General features: G+C 64.3%; 27 protein-coding genes. 10 read left to right on the top strand and 17 right to left on the bottom strand.

What is annotated here, in order from left to right; all coding sequences use genetic code 11:
- Nucleotides 1–16 precede the first annotated feature (16 nt).
- The 7 genes from CFE42_RS10390 to CFE42_RS10360 all read right to left on the bottom strand — a co-directional run bounded on the left by CFE42_RS10390 (nucleotide 17) and on the right by CFE42_RS10360 (nucleotide 6,974).
- Nucleotides 17–415, bottom strand: a complete 399-nt coding sequence (locus CFE42_RS10390) for a DUF488 family protein (RefSeq protein WP_004627833.1) — start codon at nucleotides 413–415, stop codon at nucleotides 17–19.
- 35 nt (nucleotides 416–450) lie between these two features.
- Nucleotides 451–1,479, bottom strand: coding sequence for an ABC transporter substrate-binding protein (locus tag CFE42_RS10385; RefSeq protein ID WP_004627832.1), 1,029 nt, complete (start codon nucleotides 1,477–1,479; stop codon nucleotides 451–453).
- Nucleotides 1,480–1,771: 292 nt separating this feature from the next.
- The gene (locus tag CFE42_RS10380) at nucleotides 1,772–2,668 is read right to left on the bottom strand and encodes an ABC transporter permease (RefSeq protein WP_004627831.1); all 897 of its coding nucleotides are present in this window, start codon (nucleotides 2,666–2,668) and stop codon (nucleotides 1,772–1,774) included.
- Nucleotides 2,658–3,452, bottom strand: a complete 795-nt coding sequence (locus CFE42_RS10375) for an ABC transporter ATP-binding protein (protein ID WP_004627830.1) — start codon at nucleotides 3,450–3,452, stop codon at nucleotides 2,658–2,660. Before CFE42_RS10375 ends, CFE42_RS10380 begins: the two co-directional genes overlap by 11 nt.
- Before the next feature lie 53 nt (nucleotides 3,453–3,505).
- Complete coding sequence (locus CFE42_RS10370; protein ID WP_004627829.1) at nucleotides 3,506–4,228, bottom strand: GntR family transcriptional regulator; 723 nt, start codon at nucleotides 4,226–4,228, stop codon at nucleotides 3,506–3,508.
- 146 nt (nucleotides 4,229–4,374) lie between these two features.
- Entirely contained in the window at nucleotides 4,375–6,651 is a 2,277-nt protein-coding gene (locus tag CFE42_RS10365) for a nitric-oxide reductase large subunit (RefSeq protein WP_004627828.1), read from the bottom strand.
- 32 nt (nucleotides 6,652–6,683) lie between these two features.
- On the bottom strand, nucleotides 6,684–6,974 hold the full coding sequence (locus tag CFE42_RS10360; RefSeq protein ID WP_004627827.1) for a DUF2249 domain-containing protein: 291 nt from the start codon (nucleotides 6,972–6,974) through the stop codon (nucleotides 6,684–6,686).
- 273 nt (nucleotides 6,975–7,247) lie between these two features.
- Here CFE42_RS10360 and nirK point away from each other — a divergent pair, with 273 nt between their 5' ends.
- The 3 genes from nirK to CFE42_RS10345 are packed head-to-tail and all read left to right on the top strand — an operon-like array spanning nucleotide 7,248 to nucleotide 10,136.
- Entirely contained in the window at nucleotides 7,248–8,747 is a 1,500-nt protein-coding gene (gene nirK, locus CFE42_RS10355) for a copper-containing nitrite reductase (protein ID WP_004627825.1), read from the top strand.
- Nucleotides 8,748–8,763: 16 nt separating this feature from the next.
- On the top strand, nucleotides 8,764–9,555 hold the full coding sequence (locus tag CFE42_RS10350; RefSeq protein ID WP_004627824.1) for a formylglycine-generating enzyme family protein: 792 nt from the start codon (nucleotides 8,764–8,766) through the stop codon (nucleotides 9,553–9,555).
- Nucleotides 9,552–10,136 (top strand): SCO family protein, encoded by a 585-nt coding sequence (locus CFE42_RS10345; protein ID WP_004627821.1) that lies wholly within the window; start codon nucleotides 9,552–9,554, stop codon nucleotides 10,134–10,136. The genes CFE42_RS10350 and CFE42_RS10345 overlap by 4 nt, the downstream gene beginning before the upstream one ends.
- 18 nt (nucleotides 10,137–10,154) lie before the next feature.
- Here the strand turns inward: CFE42_RS10345 and CFE42_RS10340 are convergent, their stop codons facing one another.
- Nucleotides 10,155–11,003, bottom strand: a complete 849-nt coding sequence (locus CFE42_RS10340; protein WP_004627818.1) for a fumarylacetoacetate hydrolase family protein — start codon at nucleotides 11,001–11,003, stop codon at nucleotides 10,155–10,157.
- Nucleotides 11,000–11,767 (bottom strand): GntR family transcriptional regulator, encoded by a 768-nt coding sequence (locus tag CFE42_RS10335; RefSeq protein WP_024974584.1) that lies wholly within the window; start codon nucleotides 11,765–11,767, stop codon nucleotides 11,000–11,002. The genes CFE42_RS10340 and CFE42_RS10335 overlap by 4 nt, the downstream gene beginning before the upstream one ends.
- Nucleotides 11,768–11,997: 230 nt before the next feature.
- Here CFE42_RS10335 and CFE42_RS10330 point away from each other — a divergent pair, with 230 nt between their 5' ends.
- The 4 genes from CFE42_RS10330 to CFE42_RS10315 all read left to right on the top strand — a co-directional run bounded on the left by CFE42_RS10330 (nucleotide 11,998) and on the right by CFE42_RS10315 (nucleotide 16,401).
- The gene (locus CFE42_RS10330) at nucleotides 11,998–13,305 is read left to right on the top strand and encodes an MFS transporter (protein WP_004627814.1); all 1,308 of its coding nucleotides are present in this window, start codon (nucleotides 11,998–12,000) and stop codon (nucleotides 13,303–13,305) included.
- A 162-nt stretch (nucleotides 13,306–13,467) separates the two neighbouring features.
- The gene (locus CFE42_RS10325; protein ID WP_004627812.1) at nucleotides 13,468–14,196 is read left to right on the top strand and encodes an aspartate/glutamate racemase family protein; all 729 of its coding nucleotides are present in this window, start codon (nucleotides 13,468–13,470) and stop codon (nucleotides 14,194–14,196) included.
- A 21-nt stretch (nucleotides 14,197–14,217) separates the two neighbouring features.
- Nucleotides 14,218–15,633, top strand: a complete 1,416-nt coding sequence (hydA, locus tag CFE42_RS10320) for a dihydropyrimidinase (RefSeq protein ID WP_004627810.1) — start codon at nucleotides 14,218–14,220, stop codon at nucleotides 15,631–15,633.
- 30 nt (nucleotides 15,634–15,663) lie between these two features.
- Nucleotides 15,664–16,401 carry an aspartate/glutamate racemase family protein gene (locus CFE42_RS10315; protein ID WP_004627808.1) on the top strand — a complete coding sequence of 246 codons (738 nt, stop codon included), beginning with the start codon at nucleotides 15,664–15,666 and terminating at the stop codon, nucleotides 16,399–16,401.
- 412 nt (nucleotides 16,402–16,813) lie between these two features.
- Here the strand turns inward: CFE42_RS10315 and CFE42_RS10310 are convergent, their stop codons facing one another.
- From CFE42_RS10310 to CFE42_RS10290, 5 genes are all read right to left on the bottom strand, one after another.
- Nucleotides 16,814–16,981, bottom strand: coding sequence for a hypothetical protein (locus CFE42_RS10310; protein ID WP_004627807.1), 168 nt, complete (start codon nucleotides 16,979–16,981; stop codon nucleotides 16,814–16,816).
- Between the two features lie 93 nt (nucleotides 16,982–17,074).
- Complete coding sequence (locus tag CFE42_RS10305) at nucleotides 17,075–17,779, bottom strand: Crp/Fnr family transcriptional regulator (RefSeq protein WP_004627806.1); 705 nt, start codon at nucleotides 17,777–17,779, stop codon at nucleotides 17,075–17,077.
- Nucleotides 17,772–18,407: a 2-hydroxychromene-2-carboxylate isomerase gene (locus tag CFE42_RS10300; RefSeq protein ID WP_004627805.1), complete on the bottom strand. Its 636-nt coding sequence runs from the start codon at nucleotides 18,405–18,407 to the stop codon at nucleotides 17,772–17,774. Before CFE42_RS10300 ends, CFE42_RS10305 begins: the two co-directional genes overlap by 8 nt.
- A gap of 16 nt (nucleotides 18,408–18,423) precedes the next feature.
- A complete protein-coding gene (locus CFE42_RS10295) occupies nucleotides 18,424–19,098 on the bottom strand; it encodes a 3-oxoacid CoA-transferase subunit B (protein WP_004627804.1) in 675 nt (224 codons plus the stop codon).
- A gap of 28 nt (nucleotides 19,099–19,126) precedes the next feature.
- Complete coding sequence (locus tag CFE42_RS10290) at nucleotides 19,127–19,891, bottom strand: CoA-transferase (protein WP_004627803.1); 765 nt, start codon at nucleotides 19,889–19,891, stop codon at nucleotides 19,127–19,129.
- Between the two features lie 238 nt (nucleotides 19,892–20,129).
- Here CFE42_RS10290 and CFE42_RS10285 point away from each other — a divergent pair, with 238 nt between their 5' ends.
- Together CFE42_RS10285 and CFE42_RS10280 are read left to right on the top strand one after the other, a co-directional pair.
- Nucleotides 20,130–21,347: a cation:proton antiporter gene (locus CFE42_RS10285; protein ID WP_004627802.1), complete on the top strand. Its 1,218-nt coding sequence runs from the start codon at nucleotides 20,130–20,132 to the stop codon at nucleotides 21,345–21,347.
- 43 nt (nucleotides 21,348–21,390) lie between these two features.
- Nucleotides 21,391–21,945, top strand: a complete 555-nt coding sequence (locus CFE42_RS10280) for an NADPH-dependent FMN reductase (RefSeq protein ID WP_004627801.1) — start codon at nucleotides 21,391–21,393, stop codon at nucleotides 21,943–21,945.
- A 411-nt stretch (nucleotides 21,946–22,356) separates the two neighbouring features.
- On the opposite strand, the gene CFE42_RS10275 is transcribed toward CFE42_RS10280, so the two are convergent.
- Nucleotides 22,357–22,953: a hypothetical protein gene (locus CFE42_RS10275; protein WP_235202090.1), complete on the bottom strand. Its 597-nt coding sequence runs from the start codon at nucleotides 22,951–22,953 to the stop codon at nucleotides 22,357–22,359.
- A gap of 376 nt (nucleotides 22,954–23,329) precedes the next feature.
- Between CFE42_RS10275 and CFE42_RS10270 the strand changes: the two genes are divergently transcribed.
- Nucleotides 23,330–24,037 carry a GNAT family protein gene (locus CFE42_RS10270; protein ID WP_004627798.1) on the top strand — a complete coding sequence of 236 codons (708 nt, stop codon included), beginning with the start codon at nucleotides 23,330–23,332 and terminating at the stop codon, nucleotides 24,035–24,037.
- A 9-nt stretch (nucleotides 24,038–24,046) separates the two neighbouring features.
- On the opposite strand, the gene CFE42_RS10265 is transcribed toward CFE42_RS10270, so the two are convergent.
- Together CFE42_RS10265 and CFE42_RS10260 are read right to left on the bottom strand one after the other, a co-directional pair.
- Entirely contained in the window at nucleotides 24,047–25,660 is a 1,614-nt protein-coding gene (locus tag CFE42_RS10265; protein ID WP_004627797.1) for a membrane protein, read from the bottom strand.
- A gap of 158 nt (nucleotides 25,661–25,818) precedes the next feature.
- On the bottom strand, nucleotides 25,819–26,331 hold the full coding sequence (locus tag CFE42_RS10260) for a FlxA-like family protein (RefSeq protein WP_004627796.1): 513 nt from the start codon (nucleotides 26,329–26,331) through the stop codon (nucleotides 25,819–25,821).
- Between the last annotated feature and the right edge of the window lie 204 nt (nucleotides 26,332–26,535).

The following is a 26,535-nucleotide window of genomic DNA, read 5'->3' as shown; positions in this document are numbered from 1 at the left end:
CAGGTGGAAAGAGCGTTCATGGAGCCAGCTTCGCCCCACGCTCCTCCAACAACGCGCGCAGCACTGACCGATGACAATGCGCTTCATCCTCGCAATAGCAGCCGACCGACAGGTGGGTCTGGTGCGATAGCGCGGCCAGCATGTCGAGCAGGCGCGCGGCATCGCCGTCGCGCATTTCGGTGCGGAAGTGGCGCACGAAGGTTTGCCAGGCTTTTTCGTCGTGCTGGGATTGCGCGGCCTGCGCTTGCTTGACAAGCTCGGGCGTTGGCGAAAGCAGCGGCATCCAGACGTCGTAGAAATCGCGGCTGGCGAATTCTTCCTTGGGCACGCCGCGCGGTGGGCGCCGCACGGTGCCGATGCGCAAGCCTTCATCGGGGTGACGCGGCTCACCGAGCCGGACGATGCGTAGTGCCATGGAATGTCTCCGTGTGGATGCTGCGCGCTGCCTGCTTACGAACCCTGTCTGCTCTGCACCGTCGGAAAGAACAGATCCTTCCACGACGCCGGCTTGTTCTTGAGCGTGCCCACGCGCTGCATGAATTCAGCATAGTGTGCGACGCCCACCGGCGTGGTTGTGAAGCGCGAGTCCGGATCGTCCAGGATCTTCTTCACCTCTTCCGGCGAACTCTTCACCTTCGATTGAGTGATGTAGATCTGCGCAGCCTTCGACTTGTCCTTGGCGATGAGCGCGTTCGCCTCATCCAGCGCCGCCACGAACGCCGCCGACAGCTTCGGGTTGGCCTCGTAGAACTTCTTGCTGGTGTAGGTCATGTCCAGCGTGATGTTGCCGAGCACGTCGACCGTGTTGAACACGCGGTGCAGGCCGGGTGCAGCAGCCTCGGTGTACGAGAACGGTGGCGAGGCCATGTGGCTGTTGATCTGGCTGCCGCCGGCCAGCATGACGGCGGTGGCGTCAGGGTGTGGCAGCGGCACCGTGATCGGGTCGAGCTTGTTGAACTGCTTGTCGCCGAAGGTCTTGGCGGCGGCCATTTGCAGCACCACCGCTGGCAGCGAAGTCTTGATGCCCGGCACGGCGATGCGGTCCTTGTCGGAGAAATCCGCCAGCGTTTTCACGTTCGGGTTGCGCGTCATCAGGTACATCGACGAGGAGCTGAGCGACGAGAGCCCGCGCACTTCCATCGCGCTGCCGCGCGTCTTGTCCCACAGCGTGAGGAAGCCCGGCACGCCCAGCGAGGCGATGTCCAGCGCGCCCGAGAGCATGGCGTCGTTGATGACGTTGCCGCCGTCCAGGATGCGGTAGCTGACCTTCACCTCGCCCAGGCCGGCAGCCTTGGCTTGCTTCTCCAGCAGGTGCTTGCTGGCCATCACCATGATGGGCAGGTAGAGGATGCCGTAGCCGTGGGAGATGCGGACTTCGTTGGCTTCTGCGTGGGCGGTGGTGATGGCGCCGGCCAGGAGCGATGTGGCCAGCGTGGCGGCGATTGTCAGGCGGAGGATGGTGCGGCGGGGGTGCTGCATGTGTTGTCTCCTTGTTGTTGTCGATATGGTTGTTTGTTGGTGGTGCATCCCTTGTTTCATCCCCTGCCGGGGCTGACTCACTTTCTTTGGTCTTGCCCAAAGAAAGTAAGCAAAGAAATGCGCGCCCGAGATGGCGACTTCCCCTTGAATTTATGTCGCAGGGAGGGAGGAGAGGCAAACTCGCTGCGCTCAAACAGGCCTCCCCTCTCTTTCCTCCCTGCAACAGAAATTCAAGGCGCCATCTAGGGCAGGGTACGGCCACACCGTCTGGGCGCTGGCGTTGTGCCCATGTTCAGTTTTGCATGCCCCAGCGTTTGACGGTGCGGGCTTCCAGCGTGCGGAATACTAGGTTCTCTACCAGCAGGCCGATGATGATCACCGTCAGCAGGCCGGCGAACACTTCGGGAATTTGCAGTTGGTTCTTGTTCTCGTAGATGTACCAGCCGAGGCCGCCCTGGCCGGAGCTGACGCCAAACACCAGTTCCGAGGCGATCAACGTGCGCCATGCGAAGGCCCAGCCGATCTTCAGGCCAGTGAGGATGGACGGGAATGCGGCGGGGATCAGGATCTTCGTCAGGTATCCCATGCCGGATAGCCCGTAGTTGCGGCCCACCATGCGCAGCGTGTTCGATACCGACAGGAAACCGGCATGCGTGTTGAGTGACACCGCCCACACCACCGAATGCACGATCACGAAGATCAGGCTGCCGTTGCCCAGGCCGAACCACACGAGGGCGATTGGCAGCAGCGCAATGGCCGGCAGCGGGTTGAACATGGCGGTGAGCGTTTCCAGGAAGTCCTGCCCGAGCCGGTTGCTGATGCCGAGCACGACCAGCGCGCAGGACAACGCCAAGCCGAGCGCGTAGCCTGCCAGCAGCGTTTGCATCGACGTGCCGATGCGAGCAAACAGCGTGCCGCTCGCCAACCCTGCCCACAGCGCCTGCACGGTGTCGGAAAAAGTCGGAAGCAACAGCGGGTTGTCGAGCCAGCGCGCCCCGCCTTCCCACACCAGTGCGAGCACGACGAGGATGACGAGCTTGCGCAGCCATGCCTGTTCGTACAAACGCTCCGCAACGGAGAGGGGTTTTTCCACCACGCCGATGCGCTCGAACGCCACGGGCGTGCTGTAGACGGGCGCGCGGTTGCTGATGTCGGTGGTGGCCGGCATGGAAAGGGTTTCAGTCTGCATGGGTTTCCTCCACCGCGCGGGCGAACAGCATGTCGTGGATCTCGGCTTCGAGGGCTTTGAAGCGCTCCGGGTCATCATCGCCGCGCGCAAGGCTCGGCAGTTCGGCGCGTACCTGGCCGGGATGCGGCGACAGGATCAGGATGCGGCTGCCGCAGCGGATCGCCTCCGGAATCGAGTGCGTGACGAACAGCACGGTGAAGCGCGTTTCGTCCCACAGCCGCAGCAACTCGTCCTGCATCTTGCGGCGCGTGAGCGCATCGAGCGCGGCGAAGGGCTCGTCCATCAGCAGCACGTCGGGCTCCATGGCCATGCCGCGCGCAATCGCCACACGCTGCTTCATCCCCCCAGACAGCATGTGCGGGTGGTGGTCGGCAAACTTCGTGAGGTTGACCTTGTTGATGTAGTGCAGCGCGCGCTCTTCGGCTTCACGCGCGCCCAGCTTGCCCGTAGAGAGCAGCGGGAACAGCACGTTTTCCTTCACGGTCTTCCACGGCAGGAGCTGGTCGAACTCCTGGAACACCATCATGCGATCCGGCCCGGGCTTGCTCACGGGCTGGCCCTTGAGACGGATCTCGCCTTCGGTGGGCGTGAGGTAGCCGCCGATGGCCTTGAGCAATGTCGATTTACCGCAGCCCGAGGGGCCAAGCAGGATGTAGCGCTCGCCGGGGTAGACCTGGAAGTCGACGCGGTAGGTGGCCGTCACCAGATGCTGGCGTGTCTTGTACTGCAGCGTGACGCCGCGCACGTCCAGCAGCGGTGGGGCCGTCGATGCGTTGGCCTGCATGATGTTGTCTCCTGTGTGTGTTTTTGTCGGATTGGGTTGCAGCGTAGGCGGCGCTACCGGATATCCACGTGGTACCGGAAGTGCGCCGCCGCGCCGCGCGAACGCCGCCATTCGAGCGGCACCCGGTCGTAGCCGCGCGCAACGCGTTCGATGACCATCACCGGATCGCCGGGCTGGATGCGCAACAGGCGCGCATACGTTGCGTTGACGGCTTCGGCGGTGAGCGTTTCTTCGGCGCTCGCAATGATCTGGCCGCAGTGCGATTCGTACAGCGGATACAGCAGGTCGCCAAACGCGTTGAGTTCCAGCGTGGCGAGCGACGCAAAGCGGTCATATGGCAACCAGATTTCTTCGGCCAGCATTGGCGCGCCATCCAGCAGCCGCAGCCGGGTCAGGCGAATGACTGGCGAGCCCGTTTCGATCTGCAACCCTGCAGCCGGTGCAGACGGCGCATCGAGCACGTCGCGTTTGAGGATCCGGCTCTCTGGAATGCGTCGCTCGCCGCTCTCACTCTGGAAGCGGAAGAACCGGAACAGTGAACTGGCAAAGCTGGCACGCCGCACAAAGGTGCCACGGCCCTGGAAGCGTTCGAGCAGCCCTTCGGCCACCAGTACGTCTACGGCTTTGCGGACGGTGCCGACCGCCACGTTGTACGTCTTGGCCAGCTCGGCTTCGGTCGGGATGGCGTCGCCCGGGCGCCAGTGCTGTTGGGCGATCTGCGCGGCCAGATCGTCGCGCAATTGCTGGTAGCGGGGCAGGCGGAGATCGGCGGGCATGGGATATCGAAAGTAGTTAACTATTCATCTATATGACTTGACATTGTAGGGAGCTGGGGGGCGGAGGGCATTACAGGAAAACCCGCAGGGCCCGGTCAGATCGACACGGGCCCTGCGGGTTTTTGGGAGGACTGCTGGATGAGGAATTAACGCGTCGCGCGAGCCGAAGCCGGCAATGGCTCCATCTGTTGGGCCTTCGGACGGCGCAGCAGCCGCAGCGCATACCAGGCCAGCACAAGCGCACCGATGGCGAACACGATGTCACCCGGCACACGCAGCCAGACCAGCGTTTCCATCACTTTCGAGTGCACCACTTCCGGCGAGCGGGCGTACCACATGCCCTTGGTGACACTCGCCCAGGCCTGATAGATGCCGGCCGGCAGCAGCGACATGAATACCATCATCGCCAAGCCGATGTTCAGGCCCCAGAACGCGGGCTTGAGCAGGCGATCGGCATGCAGGCTGCGCGCATACAGGCCGCGCAGGCAGAACAGCATCAGGCCGATACCGAGCATGCCGTACACCCCGAACAGTGCAGCGTGCCCGTGGGCGGCCGTCATGTTCAGACCTTGCACGTAGTACAGCGAAGCGGGCGGGTTGATGGCAAAGCCGAGCAGGCCGGCGCCGACGGTGTTCCAGAAGCCCACGGCCACGAAGCACAGCACGGGCCACTTGTAAGCGTTGAGCCATGGCGTGCCTTGCGTGCGCCGATAGTTCTGCAGCGCTTCGAGCCCGATCAGCGAAAGCGGCACCACTTCCAGCGCAGAGAACACTGCACCCACCGAGATGATCGAGGTCGGTGTCCCTGTGAAGTACAGGTGATGCAGCGTGCCCAGAATGCCGCCGAACAGGAACACGATCGTCTCGGCCACGATGGCGCGGTTGGCGCTGCTGGCGCGAATCAGGCCCAGGCGCGTGAAGATGAGCGCGATGACGGCGGTGGCGAACACTTCAAAGAAGCCCTCGACCCACAGGTGGACGAGCCACCAGCGCCAGTACTCGATCATCGAATAGTGCGTGTGTTGGCCCCACACCAGCGAAGTCGAATAGAACCCGCCGATGCAGGTGGCCGACAGGAACACCATGGCGATCAGACCGCGCGATTCCGACGGCGTCTTCAGTGCCGGCCACAGGGCACGGCCCAGCAGCACGACCCAGAACAGCAGGCCGACAAACAGCAAGATTTGCCACACGCGGCCCATGCTGGTGTATTCCAGCCCCTGGTTACCGACCCAGAAGCCGAAGTCTGCACCGCGATGTTGCAGCGTGCCGAGCCAGCCGGTGGCGATGGACCCCACCACGATAAAGATCAGCGCCCAGAACAGCAGGTCAACGCCCAGCTTCTGGAACTTCGGTTCACGCCCCGACAGCAGCGGCGCAATGTACAGGCCCGTGGCCAGCCATGCCGTGGCAATCCACAGCACGCCAAGCTGCGTGTGCACGGTGCGGCTGATCACGTACGGCAGCACCTGCGCCAGCGGAATCCCGAAGAACGATTCCCCTTCCACCGCATAGTGCGCGGTGATGGCGCCCATGCCGATCTGCACCAGCATCAGGCCGATCACGGCAAAGAAGTACTTGCGCGTGGCCTTCATCGACGGCGTGGCCACCACGTTGAGGAACGGATCGGCCGGCAGCGGCGCAGCCTCCTCTTCGTGCTTGCTGCTGCCGTGCAGCCACAGCATGGCGGCAATACCGCCCAGCAGCAGCACGATGCTGACCATCGACCACACTGCCGCACCGCCGGTCATTGTGTTGCCTACCAGCGGTTCATGCGGCCAGTTGCTCGTATACGAGATGTCGGTCTCGCCTGGGCGGTCGGCGGCCGCGGCCCACGACGTCCAGAAGAAGAACGCCGCCAGGGCTTCACGATCGGCCGCCTCCGGCAGCACGCCGGTGGCCATGGCGTATTGATCGCGCAGCGTTGCCAGCGACGGATCGGTGCCGAACAGGGCCTCGAAGTGCTGGGCCACACCGTGGATGGCCTCTGCGCGCTCACGCGACACGGTCAGGATGTCGTGATTTGCGTCGTACGTATTGCGGCGCATTTCCTCCTTCACGCTGGCGTCGACGGCGGCTTGCTGCACGGTCGTCAACGGCGCATCGGTATCGAACTGCTGATGCGCGCGGATGGCTTGCAGCGCTGTGGCTTCACGGTGCAGCCAATCGGCAGACCAGTCAGGTGCAACGTAGCTGCCGTGGCCCCAGACGGTGCCAAGCTGCTGGCCGCCGGCTGCCAGCCAGGCTTCCTGGCCGCGCTGGATCTGCTCACCGGTAAAGAGCACCTCGCCCACAGAGGTGACGACGGCATGCGGAATCGGCGGCGCTGCCAGATAGATCTGCCGGCCCAGATAGCCCAATGCCCCGAACGACAGGATGAAGATCAGGCCGAGCCACCGCCACAGCCTTTGATTGGTTTTCATGACAAGGTTCCTTGCAGGATGCAATCGGAAATTCAGGCGCCACCACCGCAACCACCGCAGCAGTGGCCGGCACTGGCGGCAGACGCCACCTTGGTGATGGCAACGCGCCATGTGCCGGGGCCGCGCTCAAGGTAGTCCCAGGAAAACTGCCCCGGGCGCTCGACTTGAAACTGCGACTGCAGGGGGCGCGGATCGTGATCGTTGATCAGCTCCAGGCTCTGCCCGATGCCGAGCTCCCCAAAGGCGGAGAAGATCAGCGGATGGCGCTCGCGCGGCGCCAGCACGCGGAGGTCGAGCTGGATGGTGGAGGCGGACTGTGTCATGGGGATTCCCTCTGTGGGTGTCGCATCAAAAAGATGCATTAAGGATGCAACTATATTAGTGAGTGAAATCCCCGGTGTTATTGATGTATATCAGATGCTTGTTTTATGGGTGCCTTGATGTCGCAAATCAGGCCACGGCTGGGCTTGCGTGCCACGCGGTGGGGGTGGATGGGCCGGTCGGGGCGGGTTTTCGTTTGCGCTGTATCAAAGCCCTAATGGCCGCCGGGGCCTAACGTGGAGCGGACGACACCAGACCGATACATGGGGGAAAAAATGAGCCGTCTTCACACCGTCCGCAGCCTGATGCGCGCGGGCTTGATTTCTGTGGTGCTGGGCGCACTGCTTGCGGGCACTGCGGCCCGCGCCGCCAGCGCCAAGTTGCCGGGTGACTTCGGGCCGCCACGCGGCGAGCCGATCCACGCCGTCCTGACGAGTCCACCGCTTGTGCCGCCGCCGGTGCACCGGAACTATCCAGCCAAGGTCATCGTGGAGCTGGAAGTGGTCGAGAAGGAAATGCAGATCTCCGAAGGGGTCAGCTACACCTTCTGGACGTTCGGCGGCACCGTTCCTGGCAGTTTCATCCGCGTGCGGCAGGGCGACACGGTGGAGTTTCACCTCAAGAACCACCCGAGCAGCAAGATGCCGCACAACATCGACCTGCACGGCGTGACCGGGCCGGGCGGCGGCGCAGCATCGAGCTTTACCGCCCCGGGCCATGAATCGCAGTTCACCTTCAAGGCGCTGAACGAGGGCATTTACGTTTACCACTGCGCTACCGCACCCGTGGGCATGCATATCGCCAACGGCATGTACGGCCTGATCCTGGTCGAACCGCCCGAAGGCCTGCCCAAGGTTGATCACGAGTACTACGTCATGCAGGGCGATTTCTACACCGCCGGCAAGTACCGCGAGAAGGGCCTGCAGCCGTTCGACATGGAAAAGGCCATCGACGAACGCCCGAGCTACGTGCTGTTCAACGGTGCGGAAGGCGCGCTCACCGGTGACAAGGCGCTGCACGCCAAGGTGGGCGAAACGGTGCGCATCTTCGTGGGCAACGGCGGGCCCAATCTGGTCTCCAGCTTCCACGTGATCGGCGCCATCTTCGATCAGGTGCGCTACGAGGGCGGCACCAACGTGCAGAAGAACGTGCAGACCACGTTGATCCCGGCGGGTGGCGCGGCGGTTGTGAAGTTCACCGCGCGCGTGCCTGGCAGCTATGTGCTGGTCGACCACTCGATCTTCCGTGCCTTCAACAAGGGTGCGCTGGCCATCCTCAAGATCGACGGGCCGGAGAGCAAGCTGGTCTATTCCGGCAAGGAACTGGATTCGGTGTACCTGGGCGATCGTGCCGCGCCCAACATGAGCGCCGTCACCAAGGCGACCCAGGCATCGGTAAGCGGCACGCTGACGGTGCAGGATCAGGTGCAGGCCGGCCGCGCGCTGTTTGCGGGCACGTGCTCGGTGTGCCATCAGGGCAATGGCGCCGGGCTGCCGGGCGTGTTTCCGCCGCTTGCCAAGTCGGATTTCCTGGCAACTGACCCCAAGCGTGCGATGAACATCGTGCTGCATGGCCTGAACGGCAAGATCAAGGTCAATGGCCAGGAATACGACTCCGTCATGCCGCCGATGACACAACTCAATGACGACGAGGTCGCCAACATCCTGACCTACGTGCTCAACAGCTGGGACAACCCCGGCGGCCGCGTGAGCGCAGAAGACGTCAAGAAGGTGCGTGCCCAGCCGGCGCCCGCCAAGGCCGTGGCCGAACATTGAGCGGATCTGCACGACCATGTCCCGCCTGACCTCGCACATTGCTGCCATGTTGATGGCGCTGGCCAGTGCAACCGCACACGGGGCCACCTATGTGCGGTTGCCCGGCGGCGACTTCGACAGCGTGCTGCCTCAGAACGCGCCGGGGCAGCCGCAGCGGGTGCGCATCGAGCCGTTTGAGCTGCGCTCCACGCCCGTCACCATCGGCGAGTTCCAGGCCTTCGTGCAACGCCACGAGGCCTGGCAGCGTGGCCGTGTGCCGCAAGTCTTTGCCGGTAAGGCCTACCTTGCCGACTGGGCCGATGCGACGCACGCCGATGCGCAGGCGTCGCTGCAAGCGCCGGTGACCGGCGTGAGCTGGTTTGCCGCCCGTGCCTATTGCGAAAACGAAGGCGCTCGGCTGCCGACATGGCTGGAATGGGAATCCGCCGCCGCGGCCGACGCCACACGCACAGACGCCCGCGACGACCCGCAATGGGCACAACGCATTCTCGGCTGGTACGAGCGGCCCGCCACGCGTGTGTTGCCACCAGTGGGCGGCCCAGCGGATGTCCATGGCGTGCGCGATATGCACGGTCTGATCTGGGAATGGGTCGACGATTTCAACGCACTGTTCATTGCCGGAGACAGCCGCACCCAGGGCGACCCCGACAAGCAGAAATTCTGCGGCGCCGGTGCCATCAGCATCGTCCGCCGCGACAGCTATGCCGTGCTGATGCGCGTGGCGTTGCTGTCTTCCCTTGAAGGCGCAGACGCCACAGGCAGCCTCGGCTTTCGCTGCGCCCGATCCCTCAATGGAGATCATCCATGATGTTCACGACTTTTATCCGACGCGCCTTTGTGGTGCTCCTGCTGGCCGGCGCAACAGCCGGTGCCCATGCTGCGGGGCCAGCGCCCTCGGCCTCGCTGTATCAATCCGATGTGGCGCTGACCGACCAGAACGGCCGCGTCTTTCACCTGGCGGATCTGCGCGGCGAGCCGGTGCTGGTGAGCATGTTCTATGCGTCGTGCCAGATGGTCTGCCCGATGATCTTCGAGACCATTCGCGCGACCCTAGCCAAGGGCGGCAAGCCCGCACACGACGGCGTGCGGGTGCTGATGGTGACGGTCGACCCCGAACGTGATTCCGTTGCAGCGCTCAAGAAGACGGCCAGCGCGCATGGCGCCGACGACCGCTGGCAAGTCGCCCGCGCAAACGCCAGCGGCACGCGCGAGGTGGCGGCGCTGCTGGGCGTGCAGTACCGACGCTTGGCAGATGGCGATTTCAACCATTCGAGCACGATCCTGCTGCTGGACGCAGAAGGGCGCATCAACGCGCGCACCAATACGCTGGGCGCGGTCGATCCGAAGCTGGTGGATGCGATGCGCAAGCTGGTGGCGGCGCAGCGCTAAGCGCGCCGCGCCGCATGCTTAGGCTTTGGTGTAGGCGACGACCGTCTGCATCTGCTCGCCAAGGCCGTCGATGCCCAGGCGCATGGTATCGCCGGCCTTGAGATAGCGCGGGGGCTTGGCTCCCATGCCGACACCGGGCGGCGTGCCGGTGCAAATGAGGTCGCCCGGGTGCAGCGTCATGAAACGGCTGACGTAGCTCACCAGATGCGCCACGCCAAACACCATGGTGGCTGTGTTGCCCCGCTGCGCACGCTCATCATTGACGTCGAGCCACAGGCCAAGCGCTTGCGGGTCGGGCACTTCGTCACGCGTGACCAGCCACGGGCCGACGGGGCAGAAGGTGTCGCAGCCCTTGCCCTTGTCCCACGTGCCGCCGCGCTCAAGCTGAAACTCGCGCTCGGATACATCGTTCACCACGCAGTAGCCGGCCACATGTGAGAGCGCTGCTTCGCGGGAAACATCGCTCGCCGTCTTGCCGATCACCACACCGAGTTCAACCTCCCAGTCGGTCTTTTCCGAGCCGCGCGGCAGCATGACGGCATCGTTGGGGCCGTTCAGTGCGCTGTTGGCCTTGAGAAAGATGATGGGTTCTGCGGGTGGCGGCAAGCCGGCTTCTGCTGCGTGGTCGGCATAGTTCAGGCCGATCGCGATGATTTTGCCGATGCCCGTCCATGGCACACCAAAACGGGCATCCGGCAGCACCGGTAAGCTCGCCATGTCGACGCCTGCGAGTCGCGCGAGGGCGGCATCAGACAACTGCTGCGGCCCCAGCTCGCTGACCACGCCTGACAGGTCGCGCACGCGGCCTTGCGTATCGATCAGGCCCGGACGTTCTGCGCCGGGTGCACCTACGCGTACGAGTTTCATTGCGCTCCTTTCTTGGGGGATTCCTTGGTTGATCGGGTTGGGCGGCTGGCCTCGGCGAGGCTGTTTGCCACGACGCTCAGCACTTCCTTGGCGGTGTTCTCGGAGTGGTGCCGCAGCACTTGTGCAAGGCGCGGGCGCCCTGGCTCGCGAAGGGCGGCCATGATGGCTTCGTGTTCTTCGTGCGATTCCTGCCAGCGCAGCATGTCCGCGTTGGCTGCGCCGCGCGCGCGGTGCACCCTGCTCATCAACGCCGCATAAATGCTGGCCAGTACGGGGTTGGCCGTGCCGTCGATGATGAGTTGGTGAATTTCCTGGTTGATGCGGAAGTACTCGGTGCGACGGCCTGCCGCGTGCGCGTCGAGCATCGCCTGGTGCCTGCGTTCCAGGCGCGCAAGAGCCACCTCGGACAGACGGGCCGCCGCCAGTTCTCCTGCCGTGAATTCCAGCCCATGCAGCGTTTCGAAGGTCGCGCGCAGTTCATCGAGATCGAGCGGCGCAACGCGGTAGCCGATGTACTGACGATGCAGCACCAGACCCTCGGCCACCAACACCTTGAGCGCCTCGCGCAGCGGCGTCTTGGAGACATCGAACATTTCACAGAACGCACGCTCGTCGATACGGGCGCCGGGCGGCAATTCGCCTTCTTCGATGAGGGTGCGCAGACGCGAGGCGATTTCGGCCGACATGCCGAGCGTGCGCAGGCGAGGGGATTGGAGCAGCGGTTGGGTCACAGACGTCACCAGAATGGGGAAGATGCACCACAAAAGGCTATCACACACCGATATTGTGCTTTTTGTATTCAATAAAATCAATAACTTACAGATGTTGTAATTACAGATTACGTATCCTATACTCAGCCACGTTGCGCAACACAAACCAATCAAATCGACTCAGGAGGTCGTTTCGGTGGGCGAAGGCGGGAGGATCGGCGTCAAGACCGGCCTCCCAGCCCGCTTCTCGAAAGGGCTTTCCGAGCTACCAGGAGACACGCGTAATGGAAACCGCAAGCCAGGCCCCGGCCATGGCGCTAACGGAGACGAAGAGCTCTGTGCGCTGGAAGATTTTCTTGATGATGTTGATGCTGATTTCCATCAACTACGTCGACCGCGCATCGTTGTCAGTCGCGATGCCGCTGATCGCGAAGGAATTCAACATCGGCCCCGCGGTGCAAGGCTTACTGCTGAGTTCGTTCTTTCTGACGTACGCGCTCATGCAGATCCCAGGCGGCATGCTGGCCGACCGGTTCGGCCCGCGTGTGGTGATTGCCGGTGCCACGCTGGGCTGGGGCTTCTTCCAATCCATCGCGGCCCTGTGTACCGGTTGGGTGCCGCTGCTGGTCACGCGTCTTGGCCTGGGTGCGGCTGAGGCACCCATCTACCCCGCCGGGGGCAAGCTCAACGCCATCTGGATGACACAGAACGAACGCGGCCGCGGTGCCACGCTGCTCGACGGCGGTGCGCCGCTGGGTGCGGCACTGGGCGCGCTCATCATCGCCGGGCTGATCGCCGAGTTCAATTCGTGGCGCACGTCGTTCGTGGTGGCTGGTATCGGCACGATGGTGGCAGGCCTCTTCGCGTGGTGGTACATCCGCAACCACCCGCGCGAGCATCCGTCCGTCAATGATGCTGAAGCTGCCTACATTGAAGAGGCACACGCAGCCGACCAGGCTGCCGAGCCCGCCGCCTTGAGCGGCAACGTGCTGGACTTCTTCAAGTACCGCTCGGTGTGGGGCATGTTCTTCGGCTGGATGTGCTTCAACGCACTGTTCTACGGGTTGTTGACGTGGATGCCGACCTATCTGTCGAAGGTGCACGGGCTCGACATCAAGGAGATGGGCGGTGCCGTCTTCACGATGTTCTTCTCCGGCTTTGTGGGCGAGATGGTCGGTGGATGGATTGCCGACAAGTGGATGGCCACCGGGGCATCGCGCGCCCGCGTGCTGCGCACCCTGTTCGGCATCGCTTCTGTATTGGCCACGATCGCCATCTACACGGTGGCGCGCTTCAAGGATCCGGTTGTGGTGGTGGCACTGTTGTCGACCACGCTGTTCTTCCTGCGCTGGTGCGGTCTGTTCTGGTGCATTCCGTCGATCCTGGGTACGCGCAAGCGTGTCGGTTTCCTGGGCGGCACGATGAACCTGGGCGGCAACTTCGCAGGGGTCGGCATGCCGATCATCGTCGGCCTGATCGTGCAGGCGACCGGTTCGTACGACATGGCGCTGATGCTGTTTGCAGCCGCCGGTGCGGGTCTGTTCATCTGTTCGACGCTGCTGATCGACTACAGCAAGAAGCTGCCGGTCTAAGGTGCGATGCACTCACGTAGGCCGATGCCATCTACGCCTGCGGCGCGGCGTTTGCTTCTGACTTCCGGCGACAAGCTGAGACCCGACACATCAACATAACAAGCAAGCCCCGATGCCCGCTGCTGCGCGCGCCGGGGCCTACAAACCACGAAGAAGACCTCCATGAAAAAACGCATCAAGCTCGGCATGCTCACGCCATCATCCAACACGGCGCTGGAACCCATTACCAGCGCCATGGTGAGCGGCCTGCCCAACGTCAGCGCGCATTTCTCGCGCTTTACCGTGACGGAAATCTCGCTGCGCGACCAGGCGCTGGGGCAGTTCGACCTGGAAAATATCCTGAACGCCGCCAAGCTGCTGGCCGATGCGCACGTCGACGTGATCGCCTGGAACGGCACGTCGTCCGGCTGGCTCGGCTTTGAGAAGGACGAGGCGCTGTGCCGCCAGATCACGGAAGCCACCGGCATTCCGGCCACCACCTCGGTGCTGGCGCTCAACGAGATTCTGGCCAAGACCGGCGCACGCGATTTCGCCCTCGTGACGCCGTACCTGGATGACGTGCAGCAGCGCATCGTGCAGAACTACGCGCGCCACGGTTTCAAGTGCGTGGCCGAGCGTCATCTGGACTTGCACGTCAACCACAGCTTTGCCGACGTGGAAGAAGACACGATCCGTACCCTGGTGCGCGAAGTGGCCCAGCAAAAGCCGGCTGCCATCACCACGTTCTGCACGAACCTGCGAGCCGCGCATCTGGTGGAAGCACTGGAAGCGGAAACGGGCATCCCGGTGTACGACACCATCTCGACCGTCGTGTGGAAATCGCTGCGGCTGGCGGGTGTCGACACGCGCGAGCTGCACGGCTGGGGCCGCCTGTTCGCGGACGTTGCTTAACGGAATGAGGGAGCGCCAAGCATGTCCACGGAACTCGACCTGGTGATTCGCAACGCGGATGTGGTCACCGCATCCGACCGCTTTACCTGCGACATCGGGGTGCGCGATGGCCGCATCGCCGTGCTCGGCAACGGCTTGCCGCGCGGCGTGCGGGAGCTGGATGCAAGCGGCCTGCTGGCGCTGCCCGGCGGCGTCGATGGTCATTGCCACCTCGATCAGCCCATGCCCGATGGCATGCGCATGGCCGACGACTTCTTCACCGGCACGCGCGCGGCCATCTGCGGCGGCACGACAACGGTGATCCCGTTTGCGGCGCAGGAGAAGGGCGGCTCGCTGAAAGCGGCGGTGGCCGACTACCACCGCCGTGCCGAGGGCCGGGCGGTGGCCGACTATGGCTTCCATCTGATCGTGGCCGACCCCACGCCCGAGGTGCTCAAGCACGAACTGCCGGAGCTGATCCACCAGGGCTACACCTCGTTCAAGGTCTACATGACGTATGACGACCTGAAGCTGTCCGACCGCGAAATGCTGGACGTGCTTGACGTGGCCAAGCAAAACAACGCGCTGGTGATGGTGCATGCAGAAAACGCCGACTGCATTTCGTGGCTGACCGAGAAGCTGGTGGGCGAAGGCCGCATCTCGCCGCGCTTCCACGGCCTCTCGCGCCCGGCTGCCGTCGAGCGTGAAGCCACGCACCGCGCCATCACCTTTGCCGAGCTGGTGGACGTGCCGATCCTGATCGTGCATGTCTCCGGCAAGGAAGCCATCGAGCAGATTCGCTGGGCGCAAAGCCGCGGCCTGCAGATTTTGGCCGAGACGTGCCCGCAGTACCTCTACCTGACCGCTGAAGACATGGGCCTGCACGGTGACGATGGCTACGAAGGTGCCAAGTGCGTCTGCAGCCCCCCACCGCGCGATCCGGAGAACCAGGCGGCTGTATGGCGCGCGCTGGCAGGGGGCGTATTCAGCGTGTTTTCTTCAGACCATGCACCGTTCAACTATGACGATGCGCAGGGCAAGAAGCTCGGCGGTCTAGCGCAACCGTTCGACCATATTCCGAACGGCGTGCCGGGCATCGAGACGCGGTTGCCGTTGCTGTTTGATGGCATCGCGCGCGGCAAGCTTTCGCTGCATCAGTTTGTGGAACTGACGTCGTATCGCCCGGCACGGCTGTACGGTCTGTACCCGCGCAAGGGCACGATTGCCGTGGGTGCCGATGCCGACATCACGCTGTGGGATCCGGAGCGCCACGTGCGCATCACCAACGATGCGTTGCATCACGCGGTCGACTACACGCCCTATGAAGGCATTGAAGTGACGGGCTGGCCAGTGCATTGCTTCTCGCGCGGCGAGCTGCTGGTCGAAAACGGCAAGTACCTCGAACCGGCACCCGGGCGGGGGCAGTTCCTGCCGGCGGGCGCGCCGTCGCTGGTCTGACGTTTCTGGTTTGATTCTCAGGGTTTCATCATGCGTATTCTGGTCGTCAATCCCAACATCTCCGAGAGCGTGACGGAGTTGATCCATGCGGAGGCGCGTCGCTCCGTTTCACCCGGCACCACGCTCACGATGGCGACAGCGCCATTTGGCGTGGCCTATATCGAAACGCGCTTCGAAGCACTGGTGGGCGGCTATGCCACCGCGTGCGTCGTTGCTGAGCACGCCGGCCAATTCGATGGCGTGGTGGTGGCGGCGTTTGGGGACCCCGGCCTGGCCGGCATCAAGGAGCTCTGCAATGTGCCGGTGGTGGGCATGACCGAGGCGGCACTGGCCAGCGCCTGCCTGCTGGGTCAGCGCTTTTCCATCATCGCCATTTCGAACCGCATCCAGGCGTGGTACCGCGAGTGCGTGGCCGCCAATGGGCTGTCGTCGCGGCTGGCGAGTGTGCGCTCCTTGCAGCAGCCGCTACGCGACATCGGCAGCGTGCAGGAAGACCACGCGGCACGTCTTGAGGAACTCAGCCTGCAAGCGGTGCGTGAAGATGGCGCGGACGTGATCATCGTGGCCGGCGCGCCGCTCGCCGGTCTGGCCCGTACACTCAAGGACCGCATTCCGGTGCCGGTCGTGGACGGCGTCTCCAGCGCCATCCGCCACTGCGAGGGCCTGATTGCGCTTGCGCCAAACGGTGCAGCGGAAGGCAGCTTTACGCGTCCGCCGCACAAGCCAAACCGCGGGTTGCCTCCTGCGCTCGCTGCCATGCTGGCGTAGGCGGCGTGTCTGGCCGGTGCGAAGGGCGGGCGCTGTAACTGAGGCGCTCCGGGCTGTGGTGAGGGGTACGCCCCGCTCATGGCCGGCATTACCGCAGCGGCCATGCCGGCCGTGGTGACGCTGCTGGCCCTGACGCGCGGATGACTGCAAGGGTTGCTTCGGCGCTGTAATCCAGAAGCGTCGTGGGCTCGATGGCTCAGAGGCGCACCACATCCAGCATCGCCTGCACAAACGCCTTCGGTGCCCAGCCGGATCTGGAGCGCCATGGCCAGGAAGATTAGCGCCAAGGTGACGACGCTGCCGACAAGCCATGTGCCGTAGCAGTCGCGGCCGCGGGGTCTAGCGAAGGTGATCCTCGATGCAGTGCACGCGGTCGAGGCGTGCAACCGAGACGGTGCGTGTGGCTTGCGCGTCAGTTCGGTCGTTGACCCATGGCGCGCGGGAAGGTCTGCTGCGCAGTCAGCAGCTCCCGGTAGGTGAGCGCGCGGTAGTCGAGCGCATGGGCACGCGCCACCTCCGCCACACGCGCTGCCAGCGCTGGATAGTGCCAATGGCTATACGTCGGGAAGAGGTGATGCATGCCGCAGCGTAATGATCCTGTCTTGTTGTGCCGCGATTCCAGCGGGTGTGGTCTGCTCCGCCGGATGAAGATTCGTTAATAAAGGTGGCGTCTTCAGGCGCCGTAGCTGCGCAGCCGATCGAGGTCCACGACCGTCACGCCGCCGTATTCCAGCCGCACCACGCCGTCCTTCTCCAGGGTCTTGAGCGACTGGTTGGCAACTTGGCGCGTCATGCCGGAAAGCAGGCCAAGTTCTTCCTGCGTGATCTCCAGGTGGTCGCCCGCGCCGGGGTAGAGAACCGGGTTGAACAGCGACGCAATGCAACGCGCCAGGCGCGGCGTGACATCAAGCAGCCGGTCGTATTCCAGCAGCGCCATGAAATGCCCGAGCCGCTCGTTGAGCTGCTTGACCAGGAAGCGGTTGAACGCCACGCTGTTTTCCACCAGCCACATGAAGGTGGCGCGCTCCATGAAGGCCATGCGCGTGTCGCGCAGCGCAACTATGTCGTAGCGGCGCGGCTCGTTCTTGAGCACCGTACCTTCGCCAAACCAGCCGCCGGCAGGCGCGCCCGTAAACGTGACGCTGCGCCCCTCGGGCGATACCGTGCCGATTTTGATGAGGCCCGTGACCACGCCCGTCCAGCTCTCCAGCAACGTGTTTTTCGGACAGATGCAGGCGCCGCGCGCGTAGGTTTTTTCAACGATGCCGGCACAGGCGCGGTCGGCTTCTTCCGCGGGTAGATCGATGGACCACGCCGCGATATGCGCCAGCCGCGCGCGGCTGATGCCGGGGCGCGAGCTGGGGTCGTGCTCAGCCACGTTGAATGCCCACCGGCAACGTGCTCACGCGCTGCGCTTCGGGCGTGGAGAGCCAGCCGGCGCGCAGGCTCTGCAGGAACATGGCGGTCGCATCTTCACCCCAGAACAGCTCGCCTTCGTGCACGAGGGTGGGCACCCCGAACACGCCGAGCGCGATAGCTGCATCGGTGTGCGCACGCAGGGCATCTTTCACGGCGGGTTGTTCGACAGCAGTTGCGCTTTCTGCAAAGCCGACCGCCTCGCACAGCGCGGCAAAGCCCTCGGGCGACGCCACATCGTTGCCGTCGCGCCAGATATGCCGGAACACCGCTCGCACGACATCGAGCGAGCCGCCCATCGCAATCGTCAGCCGCAATACCTTGATCGGGTTGAACGGATGCGCGGGCGGCATGCGAAAGGGAATGCCGAGCTGCTGCGCGCGAAACAGCGCATGCCGGTATGTGAACACGCGCTTGGTGCTGATCTCGGCCGGCCCTTTCTGCCCCCAGTGATGCAGGATCGCGCCCAGCACGAGCGGACGCGGGCGGATGACGATGTCGTTCGCCTTCTGCAGTGCATCGAACTGCTCCAGTTGCAGGTAGGCAAACGGCGAGATGACATCGAAGAACCAATCGACAGCGGTGGGCATGAACGTTCCTGAGGTCTCAAGCGGCACGCATCTGCAGCAGCGGCGCCAGCGTAAAGGGCGCTGCCGTCATGGCGCGAATGTCGTCGAGTGTCGCATGCGAGAGGATTTCACGCAGCACGAGCCCCGCATCGGTCACGTCAAACACGGCGTGCTCGGTGACGATGACCTTCACGCAGCGCCGGCCCGTGAGCGGCAGCGTGCAGCGCGGCAGGATCTTGGAGTTGCCGTGGTTGTCGGTATGCGCCAGCGCGGCAATCACCTTGCGCGTGCCGTAGCAGAGGTCCATCGCCCCGCCAATGCCGGGCCACCATTTGCCGTTGCGATCGCAGGCCCAGTTGGCGAGGTTGCCCAGCGCATCCACTTGCAACGCGCCGAGGATCGTCACGTCGATGTAGCCGTTGCGCATCGCGCCCAGCGACGTGGCGAGGTCCATGAGCGCCGCGCCGGGCATCAGGGTGATGGGCTCGCAACCGGCGTTGGTGAAGTCGCTGTCGATGGCGTCCAGCGGCGGGCGTCCGCCAAAGCCGAAGGCGCCGTTTTCGGTATGGAAGATGACGCCGGCATTGGCGTCCAGGTAGTTGGCCGTGAGCGTGGGGATTCCCAGGCCCAGGTTGACGACTTCGCCGGCGCGCAGTTCCAGCGCGCAGCGAGCGGCAATGCGTTGCTTGGGCGTTTCGGGCAGGGCTTGCATGGCGGTTTCCTGTTGTGGCGATCGGCGATCAGGCTTCTGCGGCAGCGGGCAGGCGGCCGAGCTTGGTCCAGTGGTGCCGGTAGAGCGCGTGCTGGTCGTCCAAAGACAGACCTTGCACCACCGCATTGACGAATACGCCCGGGCAGCCGACGCGCTCGGGCGGAATCGTGCCCACCTCCACGATCTCGTTCACCTCGACGATGGTGTAATCGCCCGCCATGGCGATGTCGCGCTGGTTCTGCAGCGCCGTGCCGCGAAACTCCACGTTGCCGAAGGTATCGGCGCGCCAGCCTTTGATGATCGACACGTCGGCGCGCAGGGGCGGCTCCACGAAGCACGTCATGCCATCGACGGTAAGCGTCTGCTTGGGCGCACCGCGCTTGGGAAACATCCCGGGCTTGTCGAGGATGCCCACGCCCACCGGCACGAGCGCGCCGCCCAGGCCAAGCGCACCCGCGCGCACTTTCTCGGCCCAGGTGCCCATCGGAAAGAACTCGGCCACGCGCACGGCGTCGGTCAGGTAAGCCTGCGTCGATTCGTCTGTTGTGCCGACGTGCGTGCCGATGAACTCGGCCAGTTGGCCGGAGCTGAACAACCGGGCTTTGAGAAAGCCGCCGCGCAGCCCCGGCGTGTTGGTGATGAGCGTCAGTTGCCCGATGCCGCTGGCGAGCAGCGCCTCGATGCAGCAGGCCGGCTCGCCGGCACCCACGAATTCACCAAGCATCAGGCGGCTGCCGCTGCGGACGTGGGCGATGGCCTCGTCCACGGAAAGGACTTTGTTGGCGTAGCGCATGTGTCGTCTCCTTGGGGCCGCCCTGGACGAGCGGGTCTGCGGCGCAGTGTAGGAGCGGGGTTTGCGGCGCGATGTCTTCTGCATGACATTTGCTTCGTAAGGTTTCGCAAAGGGCAATCCTTATAGTTGTGACGCAACGTGAATAAAAATCCGCGCCGCCGTTGTCGCACCAGGGCCGGCCCGGCCCCTTTCGCTTTCCCGCTCTTCCGTCTTTGAACCCGTCCCTTTCCACGAACGCATGCACGTAGACACCCCGCTCATCTCCACCATCATCGGTGGCATCGTGCTGGCCTTCATCTTCGGCACCATTGCGCAGCGCCTGCGCCTGCCGCCACTGGTCGGCTACCTGATGGCGGGTGTGGTGGCGGGGCCGTTCACGCCCGGTTTCGTGGCCGACCAAAGCCTCGCGCTGCAACTGGCCGAGCTGGGCGTGATCCTCCTGATGTTCGGGGTGGGGTTGCATTTCTCGATGAAGGAGCTGCTAGCGGTCAAGGCCATCGCCATTCCGGGTGCCATCGGGCAGATTGCGTTGGCCACGCTCATGGGTATGGGCCTGGCGTGGCTGCTTGGGTGGGATTGGGGCCCGGGGCTGGTGTTCGGGCTGGCGCTGTCGGTGGCGAGCACGGTGGTGCTGCTCAAGGCGCTGGAGGATCGCGGCATCGACAACTCGCACGAAGGCCATATCGCCGTGGGCTGGCTGATCGTGGAAGACCTCGTGATGGTGGTGACGCTGGTGCTGCTGCCGGCCTTGGCCGGTGCGCTGGGCGGCGCAGGCAGCACAGCGGTCGGCGCATGGGACATCATCAAGGTGCTGGCGGTCACGCTCTCGAAGGTGGTGGCGTTTGCCGCGCTCATGCTGGTGGTGGGCCGCCGCGTGATCCCCTGGATGCTGGAGCGTATCGTCATGACGGGCAGCCGGGAGCTGTTCCGCCTGGGTGTGCTGGCCACGGCGCTGGGCGTCGCTTATGGGGCGACGGTGCTGTTTGGCGTGTCGTTCGCGCTCGGCGCGTTCTTTGCGGGGATGGTGCTGGCCGAGTCCGAATTCAGCCAGCGCGCGGCGGAAGAATCGCTGCCGCTGCGCGATGCATTTGCGGTGCTGTTCTTCGTATCGGTGGGCATGCTGTTCGACCCGAGCGTGCTGATCGAAGACCCCTGGGCGGTGCTCGGCACGGTGCTGATCGTGGTGGTGGGCAAGTCGCTGGCCGCGTTTGCGGTAGTGCGCGCGTTTGGTCACGGCAACCGCACGGCGCTCACGATTTCGGCCAGCCTTGCGCAGATCGGCGAGTTTTCGTTCATCCTGATCGGGCTGGGGATCAGCCTGGAAATCCTGCCCGACCGTGCACGGGGCCTATTGTTGTCGGCAGCGATTCTGTCGATTCTGCTGAACCCCCTGATGTTTGCCCTGATCAACCGTCTCAAACGCGAGGTGGCCCCGGAGCCGGCGACGGCGGATTGACCATCAGGGAGTCCTGAACTGTTTTTCCACGCAAGGAGGGTTCATGAGCAATCTGACTATCGGAGTGATCGTCGGCAGCCTGCGCAAGGCGTCGTTCAACCGCCAGCTGGCGCAGGCGCTGGTGGGCTTGCTGCCGTCGGGCGCGACGGCGCAGTTCATCGAGATTGGCGAGCTGCCGCTGTACAACCAGGACCTGGACGCGAGCCTGCCCGAGCCGGTACAGCGCTTCAAGGCGGCGGTGGCGGGCGTGGATGCCCTATTATTCGTCACGCCTGAATACAACCGGGGCATACCGGGCGTGTTGAAGAATGCGATTGACTGGGGTTCGCGGCCGTACGGCCAGAGCGTGTGGGACGGCAAGCCGGCAGGCATTGCGGGCGCATCGCCAGGCGCAATTGGCACAGCACTGTCGCAGGCGCAATTGCGCAATGTGCTCGCGGCGGTCGGCGTGAAGGTCTTACCGTTGCCGGAGGTGTTTTTCCACTTTGCGGGGGAGCCCTTTGATGCCCAGGGCGGGGTGACGGATGCGCGTACTCGCCAGTTCTTGCAGGGGTTTGTCGACCGATTCGTTCAGTGGGCAGGTCAGAAGCCAGCCTGACGAATCAATCGACCGGGGTGTTCATGGCCGGGCGGGGAAGGGGTTCCCGCTCGGCCGTTTTGCCTTTAGGGCAAGGGCGTTAAGCCAGGAAGGCGGCGGCGCTGATGAGCCAGCCTGCTGCCACGCAGCTCGCAATCCAGGCGACCATGACGGCGCCAATATCCAACCATTTCATCATTGTTCTCCTTACAACACTTGCATTGCTTGTTCAGGCAATCGATGTCTGAACAACTGTCACGAAGTGTAGGTGTTGCAATGCGGAAGAACAATACGGCCTTGGGTGAACAGACTGTTCCAAGAGTAACAACAGATTTCAGTCCTTGCGTGGACGGGCCTGCGCTTGGGAACTGGCGCCGTTGCCAGCGCTTCTCTTGTTGTTGCATTGCAACAATTGCAGCAGAGGCTCGGCAGCTATTTCGTGTGGAAGGTAGCGGCGACCAGGTCGGCAAAGCGCGCTTCTTCGGCAAATTCCACCGGTTCGCTGCCGCTCGCGGTGCCGAATATGCGCAGGAGATAAACCGCACCATTACCAAAGAAGGCATACCCGCGCACGACGACCGTCCGGGCGGCGGACGTACTCCATTCGCCTTCCCAGTAGAGGACCCGGCGCCCGGCAAGCACCTGCAACGCCGGGGCCTTGCCGCGCACGAGGCGGGCGGCCCAGGCCGGGCGATCGCCATGCACGCGCGATTCCATGTGGTTGAGCAGGATGGCCAGATCGCGTGGCCGCAGGGTTTCGAGGTAACCGGGCGTGCCTTTGTCGAAATCGGATTTGCGCACCGTGACCAGCGCGAAGCTCTCCGGTGCCACGGTTTGCTGCGCAAACACGAGCCGTGACGGACCGAACGGCGAGTTGATGGTCGCCGCAATGGACGGAATGGGCGTTTCGCTGGTCAGCCGCAGTGGGCCCCACGTGCGCGGCAATGCGAGGCTCGCACTGGCGTCGATGCGCTGCGTGACCGGGTAGGCGAATTTCGGCGCCGCGCCGGTCGGGCTCCACGGAGCCATGCCGGCAAAGGTGATCCATACGGCTGCGCATATGTATCGGACGCAGCGGCCCCAGCGGCGATACCACTCTGTAATGAACGGCGCCACTCGCGGGCTCCTGGCAGAAAAGATGGCGGACGATTCCGTGGGCGTGTGCATACCCCCGCACAGCAATGCGTATGCCCGCGCCCATTTGTGGCGCTGTCTTCCCCCGCCACCAACATATCGATTTGCATGCAGGTGCGCTATCGGCGTGTGGCGGGGCATCGAACGGTTTAATCCGGCCGTAGGTGTGTTGATGTGGCTCTATCGGCATGCCCATCCATGGCTCTTTTCATGGGGCCAGAAAGTTAGGTAGGGTGAGAGGTCCTTGTTGCTTTCGGTGCAGGTTCCACGCATGACTACGCTCAACGCTTATCAGCAACCCATCGGTGCGCCGCTGTCCAGCTGGACGGCCCGTCCGCTGCCGCCGCATACGCCGCTCGCCGGCCGCTACTGCCGGCTGGAGCCGCTTGACGCCGCCCGTCACGCCGACGCGCTATTCGAGGCGTTCAGCCAGGCGCAGGACGACCGTGTCTGGACGTACATGGTGGAAGGCCCGTTTGCCAATGTGGCGGCACACCGCGCCTATATCGAGCGCATTGCGGCCAAGCGCGATCCACTGCAGTACGCGGTGATCGACGCGCGCAACGATCAGCCGGTCGGCACGCTGGCGCTGATGCGCGTCACGCCGGAACACGGCGTGATTGAGGTGGGCGCGGTTACGTTCTCGCCGCTGCTGCAACGGACGCCGGCATCGACAGAAGCGCAGTTCCTGCTGATGAAGCACGTCTTTGAAGATCTCGGCTATCGGCGCTACGAGTGGAAGTGCGACAGCCTGAACGCACCGTCGCGGCAGACTGCGCAGCGGCTGGGGTTTCTGTTCGAGGGCATCTTCCGCCAAGCGGTGGTCTACAAGGGGCGCAGCCGCGATACCGCGTGGTTCTCCATCATCGATGCCGATTGGCCGCAAGCGCGGGCCGCATTCGAGCAATGGCTGTCGCCTGAGAACTTCGATGAAGACGGGCGCCAGCGCGCGTCGCTCGCTGCGTTGCGTTCGGCCTGACGCGCGGTGTCACGCATCGGGCGCGGACGTATCGGCATACATGCCGCGCAGCGCCAGGGCGCGTTCGGCTTCCGGCAGGGCCAGGATGGAGCGGGAGAAACCGATCAGCGCCCGGCAGCGCTCGGCCGGCGGTGCGGTGCGGCGTAGCGCGGGGACGGTCAGCACGCGTTGTTCATTGAGTGGAAGCGCGGCCATGGCCAGTTGCAGCACAGGCAGGGTCTGCGCTCGTGTGACAACCGGTGCGTGGTCGGGGTCGGCAGCCTGCATCAGGTCTGAAAACAAGGCCTGCTCGCGGGTCACGAGCGCGCGCGGCAGTCGGGCGGCAGCGGCGCTTGCACCGGACGTGCCGTCCAGATAAGCCACGCAGGCTTCGGGGCTCACGCGCTGCAAGGCCTGGGCCTGTTCGAGCGTGAGTTGCGCGTTGGCAAAGAGCAGCGCGTCGGGGGCAGTCGGGATCAGCGCGCGGTACAGCTTGCCCGTCTGCTCGCGCAGCAGCGTCACCACCTGCGCATCGGTAACGTTGCGCTGCAGCTCTGGCCCCAGCGTGTCGATCAGGCGGCTGAAGTGGGCGGGGTACTTGCGCTCCAGGGTTGCATACAGCGGGGCGCTGCGCAGTTCTGCGGCCAGGGCCTCGCGGGTATTCAACTGCGTGGCCATGGTCGCGTATTCGCCTCCGGGCGACGTGCGCGTGACGACGTGGTTGGCCAGCAGTTCCTGCGCGGTGGGGAACCACATCTGATCGAACGGTGTGTCCTGTACGCGGCGCACGAAGGCATCGGGCAGGCCGGCGTCTGAATACGCGCGCCAGAGTTCGCTGTCGGTGGCGCCGGGGGTTTGGTCATGGTCGGCGCCGACCGCGCGCGGGCGGTGAAAGCCGATGCGTGCGCCCGGTGCAGCGGCGCGGTCAGCACCTGCCAGAAACGCGATCGTGCACGCGGAGGCGCACGCCCGCTCAACATACGTGCGCAGATGGTGGCGGCGGATGACGTCTGCCACCAGCGTCCCTTCGCGCAGCCAGCCGCCTTCGGAGCGCAGCACGACGGCCGTGGCGTTCGGTGCCTTGCGCAGCGCGGCTTCCAGTGCATCTGCAGCGCCGTCGTTGATGCCGCCATTGAAGAGGATGGCGCGCCCATCGCGTTGTGGCATCACCGCATACGGCGACGCCGCTTGCTCACCCAGGGCGGTGCGCAGATGCGCGACCAGACGCGGCCCATCGTTGATCAGGCGCGAGCAGGTGCCCACGGCGCCAAGCACGATCATCACTTTGGCGATCAGGGGCCACGGGTTCGACAGGCCGGCAAGCCGGTTGCGCGCCTGCTCGCGATCGGCCGAGCGCCAGGTGCCCACCACGGCCCAGATCCACAGCGCCAATCCCATCACATAAATCACGAGCAGCGCCGATGATGCCGCGCGTGCCGGCGCGTTATGCGCGAGCGCATGCGTGACGCCGGCGCTGAGCGCCACCACGCCAAACTGCATCAGCGCCGTGTGCAGCCAGTACGCGCGGGCCAGGCTGTAATCACCGCGCCAGTGGCGTGCAAAGAAATTGCGCGATGGCGCGCGCTCCCGATCCGGATCGGTCGGGACGGTTGGGGGCAGGGCGTCGCTGGCGGCGGAGGTCATGCGTGTTCTCGATGCCGCACATGGGATGGCGGCGCGGCGATTGTCGCTGTCGGCACCGCAAGCTGGCGTCCCCCCGAAGGGAGGGGGTGAGGAAAGAGAGGGTCGGGCATCGGCAACTGGGTGCCCGCAAGACAAGGCCGGCGCCGCGCTGCCGCCGGTCAGGCCTTGACGGAAACCAGCGGGGGCTCTGCCGGTGTGATGGCTTCAGCGCTGGCCGGGTGGGCCGCCTGTGCCGCTTGCGCCTGTGTTGCGTGGCGGGCTTGCAGCCGGGCATCACTCAGCGTGGAGGAGCCAGTGACGTTGGCTGTCGTGCGCGCCTGGGTCGTCGCATCGGTCGTGCTGGTGCCCGATGCACTCTTGGAGGCGTTGTGGCGATTTTCCAAGCGGGTTTCCGCTTGCTCCAGGCCGTTCTGCGCCTGAAGGCGCGCGATCTGCGCCTGCACGATCTGGATCTGCTGGCTGAGCAACTGTGCCTGCTCGCGTGCTTGATCGGGCGGCAGATTCTGCGCGGGAAGATCCTGCATCGACTTCTGCAGGTTCTTGAGCTGGCGCTGCAGGCGCTCGATGTCAGGGGCCGAGCTGGTCCCGCTGCCCGATGCGCCGGCGGTCGCAGTAGAAACGGAAGGGGAAGAAAGTTGCATGGCCATCTCGCTGATCAGTACGCCCTTCATCGGATGGCAGGCAGAAAACTTTAGCGTTCGGGTCAATAAATCTCGTAAGTGGTGTCCGTCTAAATTCTGACAAACAGAACATAATTTCTTCTAAAAGAACGTAATGCGAGAAATTGTGCGTTCTTTTGTCAGGGCTCCAGTGGATTTTCGGTAGGTTACGGGTTTACGCCCGTTAACGGCGTGGTTTGTGGCGTATAAAATAGA

The sequence above is a fragment of the Ralstonia sp. PBBBR1 genome (assembly GCF_002256165.1).
In the GTDB taxonomy this organism is placed as follows: domain Bacteria; phylum Pseudomonadota; class Gammaproteobacteria; order Burkholderiales; family Burkholderiaceae; genus Ralstonia; species Ralstonia thomasii.
This window is presented reverse-complemented; position numbering and strand designations above follow the sequence as displayed.

Coding starts and splice junctions, on each gene's coding strand:
- CFE42_RS10390 (WP_004627833.1), bottom strand. CDS start 415: ATGGCACTACGCATCGTCCGGCTCGGTGAGCCGCGTCACCCCGATGAA.
- CFE42_RS10385 (WP_004627832.1), bottom strand. CDS start 1,479: ATGCAGCACCCCCGCCGCACCATCCTCCGCCTGACAATCGCCGCCACG.
- CFE42_RS10380 (WP_004627831.1), bottom strand. CDS start 2,668: ATGCAGACTGAAACCCTTTCCATGCCGGCCACCACCGACATCAGCAAC.
- CFE42_RS10375 (WP_004627830.1), bottom strand. CDS start 3,452: ATGCAGGCCAACGCATCGACGGCCCCACCGCTGCTGGACGTGCGCGGC.
- CFE42_RS10370 (WP_004627829.1), bottom strand. CDS start 4,228: ATGCCCGCCGATCTCCGCCTGCCCCGCTACCAGCAATTGCGCGACGAT.
- CFE42_RS10365 (WP_004627828.1), bottom strand. CDS start 6,651: ATGAAAACCAATCAAAGGCTGTGGCGGTGGCTCGGCCTGATCTTCATC.
- CFE42_RS10360 (WP_004627827.1), bottom strand. CDS start 6,974: ATGACACAGTCCGCCTCCACCATCCAGCTCGACCTCCGCGTGCTGGCG.
- nirK (WP_004627825.1), top strand. CDS start 7,248: ATGAGCCGTCTTCACACCGTCCGCAGCCTGATGCGCGCGGGCTTGATT.
- CFE42_RS10350 (WP_004627824.1), top strand. CDS start 8,764: ATGTCCCGCCTGACCTCGCACATTGCTGCCATGTTGATGGCGCTGGCC.
- CFE42_RS10345 (WP_004627821.1), top strand. CDS start 9,552: ATGATGTTCACGACTTTTATCCGACGCGCCTTTGTGGTGCTCCTGCTG.
- CFE42_RS10340 (WP_004627818.1), bottom strand. CDS start 11,003: ATGAAACTCGTACGCGTAGGTGCACCCGGCGCAGAACGTCCGGGCCTG.
- CFE42_RS10330 (WP_004627814.1), top strand. CDS start 11,998: ATGGAAACCGCAAGCCAGGCCCCGGCCATGGCGCTAACGGAGACGAAG.
- CFE42_RS10325 (WP_004627812.1), top strand. CDS start 13,468: ATGAAAAAACGCATCAAGCTCGGCATGCTCACGCCATCATCCAACACG.
- hydA (WP_004627810.1), top strand. CDS start 14,218: ATGTCCACGGAACTCGACCTGGTGATTCGCAACGCGGATGTGGTCACC.
- CFE42_RS10315 (WP_004627808.1), top strand. CDS start 15,664: ATGCGTATTCTGGTCGTCAATCCCAACATCTCCGAGAGCGTGACGGAG.
- CFE42_RS10310 (WP_004627807.1), bottom strand. CDS start 16,981: ATGCATCACCTCTTCCCGACGTATAGCCATTGGCACTATCCAGCGCTG.
- CFE42_RS10300 (WP_004627805.1), bottom strand. CDS start 18,407: ATGCCCACCGCTGTCGATTGGTTCTTCGATGTCATCTCGCCGTTTGCC.
- CFE42_RS10295 (WP_004627804.1), bottom strand. CDS start 19,098: ATGCAAGCCCTGCCCGAAACGCCCAAGCAACGCATTGCCGCTCGCTGC.
- CFE42_RS10290 (WP_004627803.1), bottom strand. CDS start 19,891: ATGCGCTACGCCAACAAAGTCCTTTCCGTGGACGAGGCCATCGCCCAC.
- CFE42_RS10285 (WP_004627802.1), top strand. CDS start 20,130: ATGCACGTAGACACCCCGCTCATCTCCACCATCATCGGTGGCATCGTG.
- CFE42_RS10280 (WP_004627801.1), top strand. CDS start 21,391: ATGAGCAATCTGACTATCGGAGTGATCGTCGGCAGCCTGCGCAAGGCG.
- CFE42_RS10275 (WP_235202090.1), bottom strand. CDS start 22,953: ATGGCTCCGTGGAGCCCGACCGGCGCGGCGCCGAAATTCGCCTACCCG.
- CFE42_RS10270 (WP_004627798.1), top strand. CDS start 23,330: ATGACTACGCTCAACGCTTATCAGCAACCCATCGGTGCGCCGCTGTCC.
- CFE42_RS10265 (WP_004627797.1), bottom strand. CDS start 25,660: ATGACCTCCGCCGCCAGCGACGCCCTGCCCCCAACCGTCCCGACCGAT.
- CFE42_RS10260 (WP_004627796.1), bottom strand. CDS start 26,331: ATGAAGGGCGTACTGATCAGCGAGATGGCCATGCAACTTTCTTCCCCT.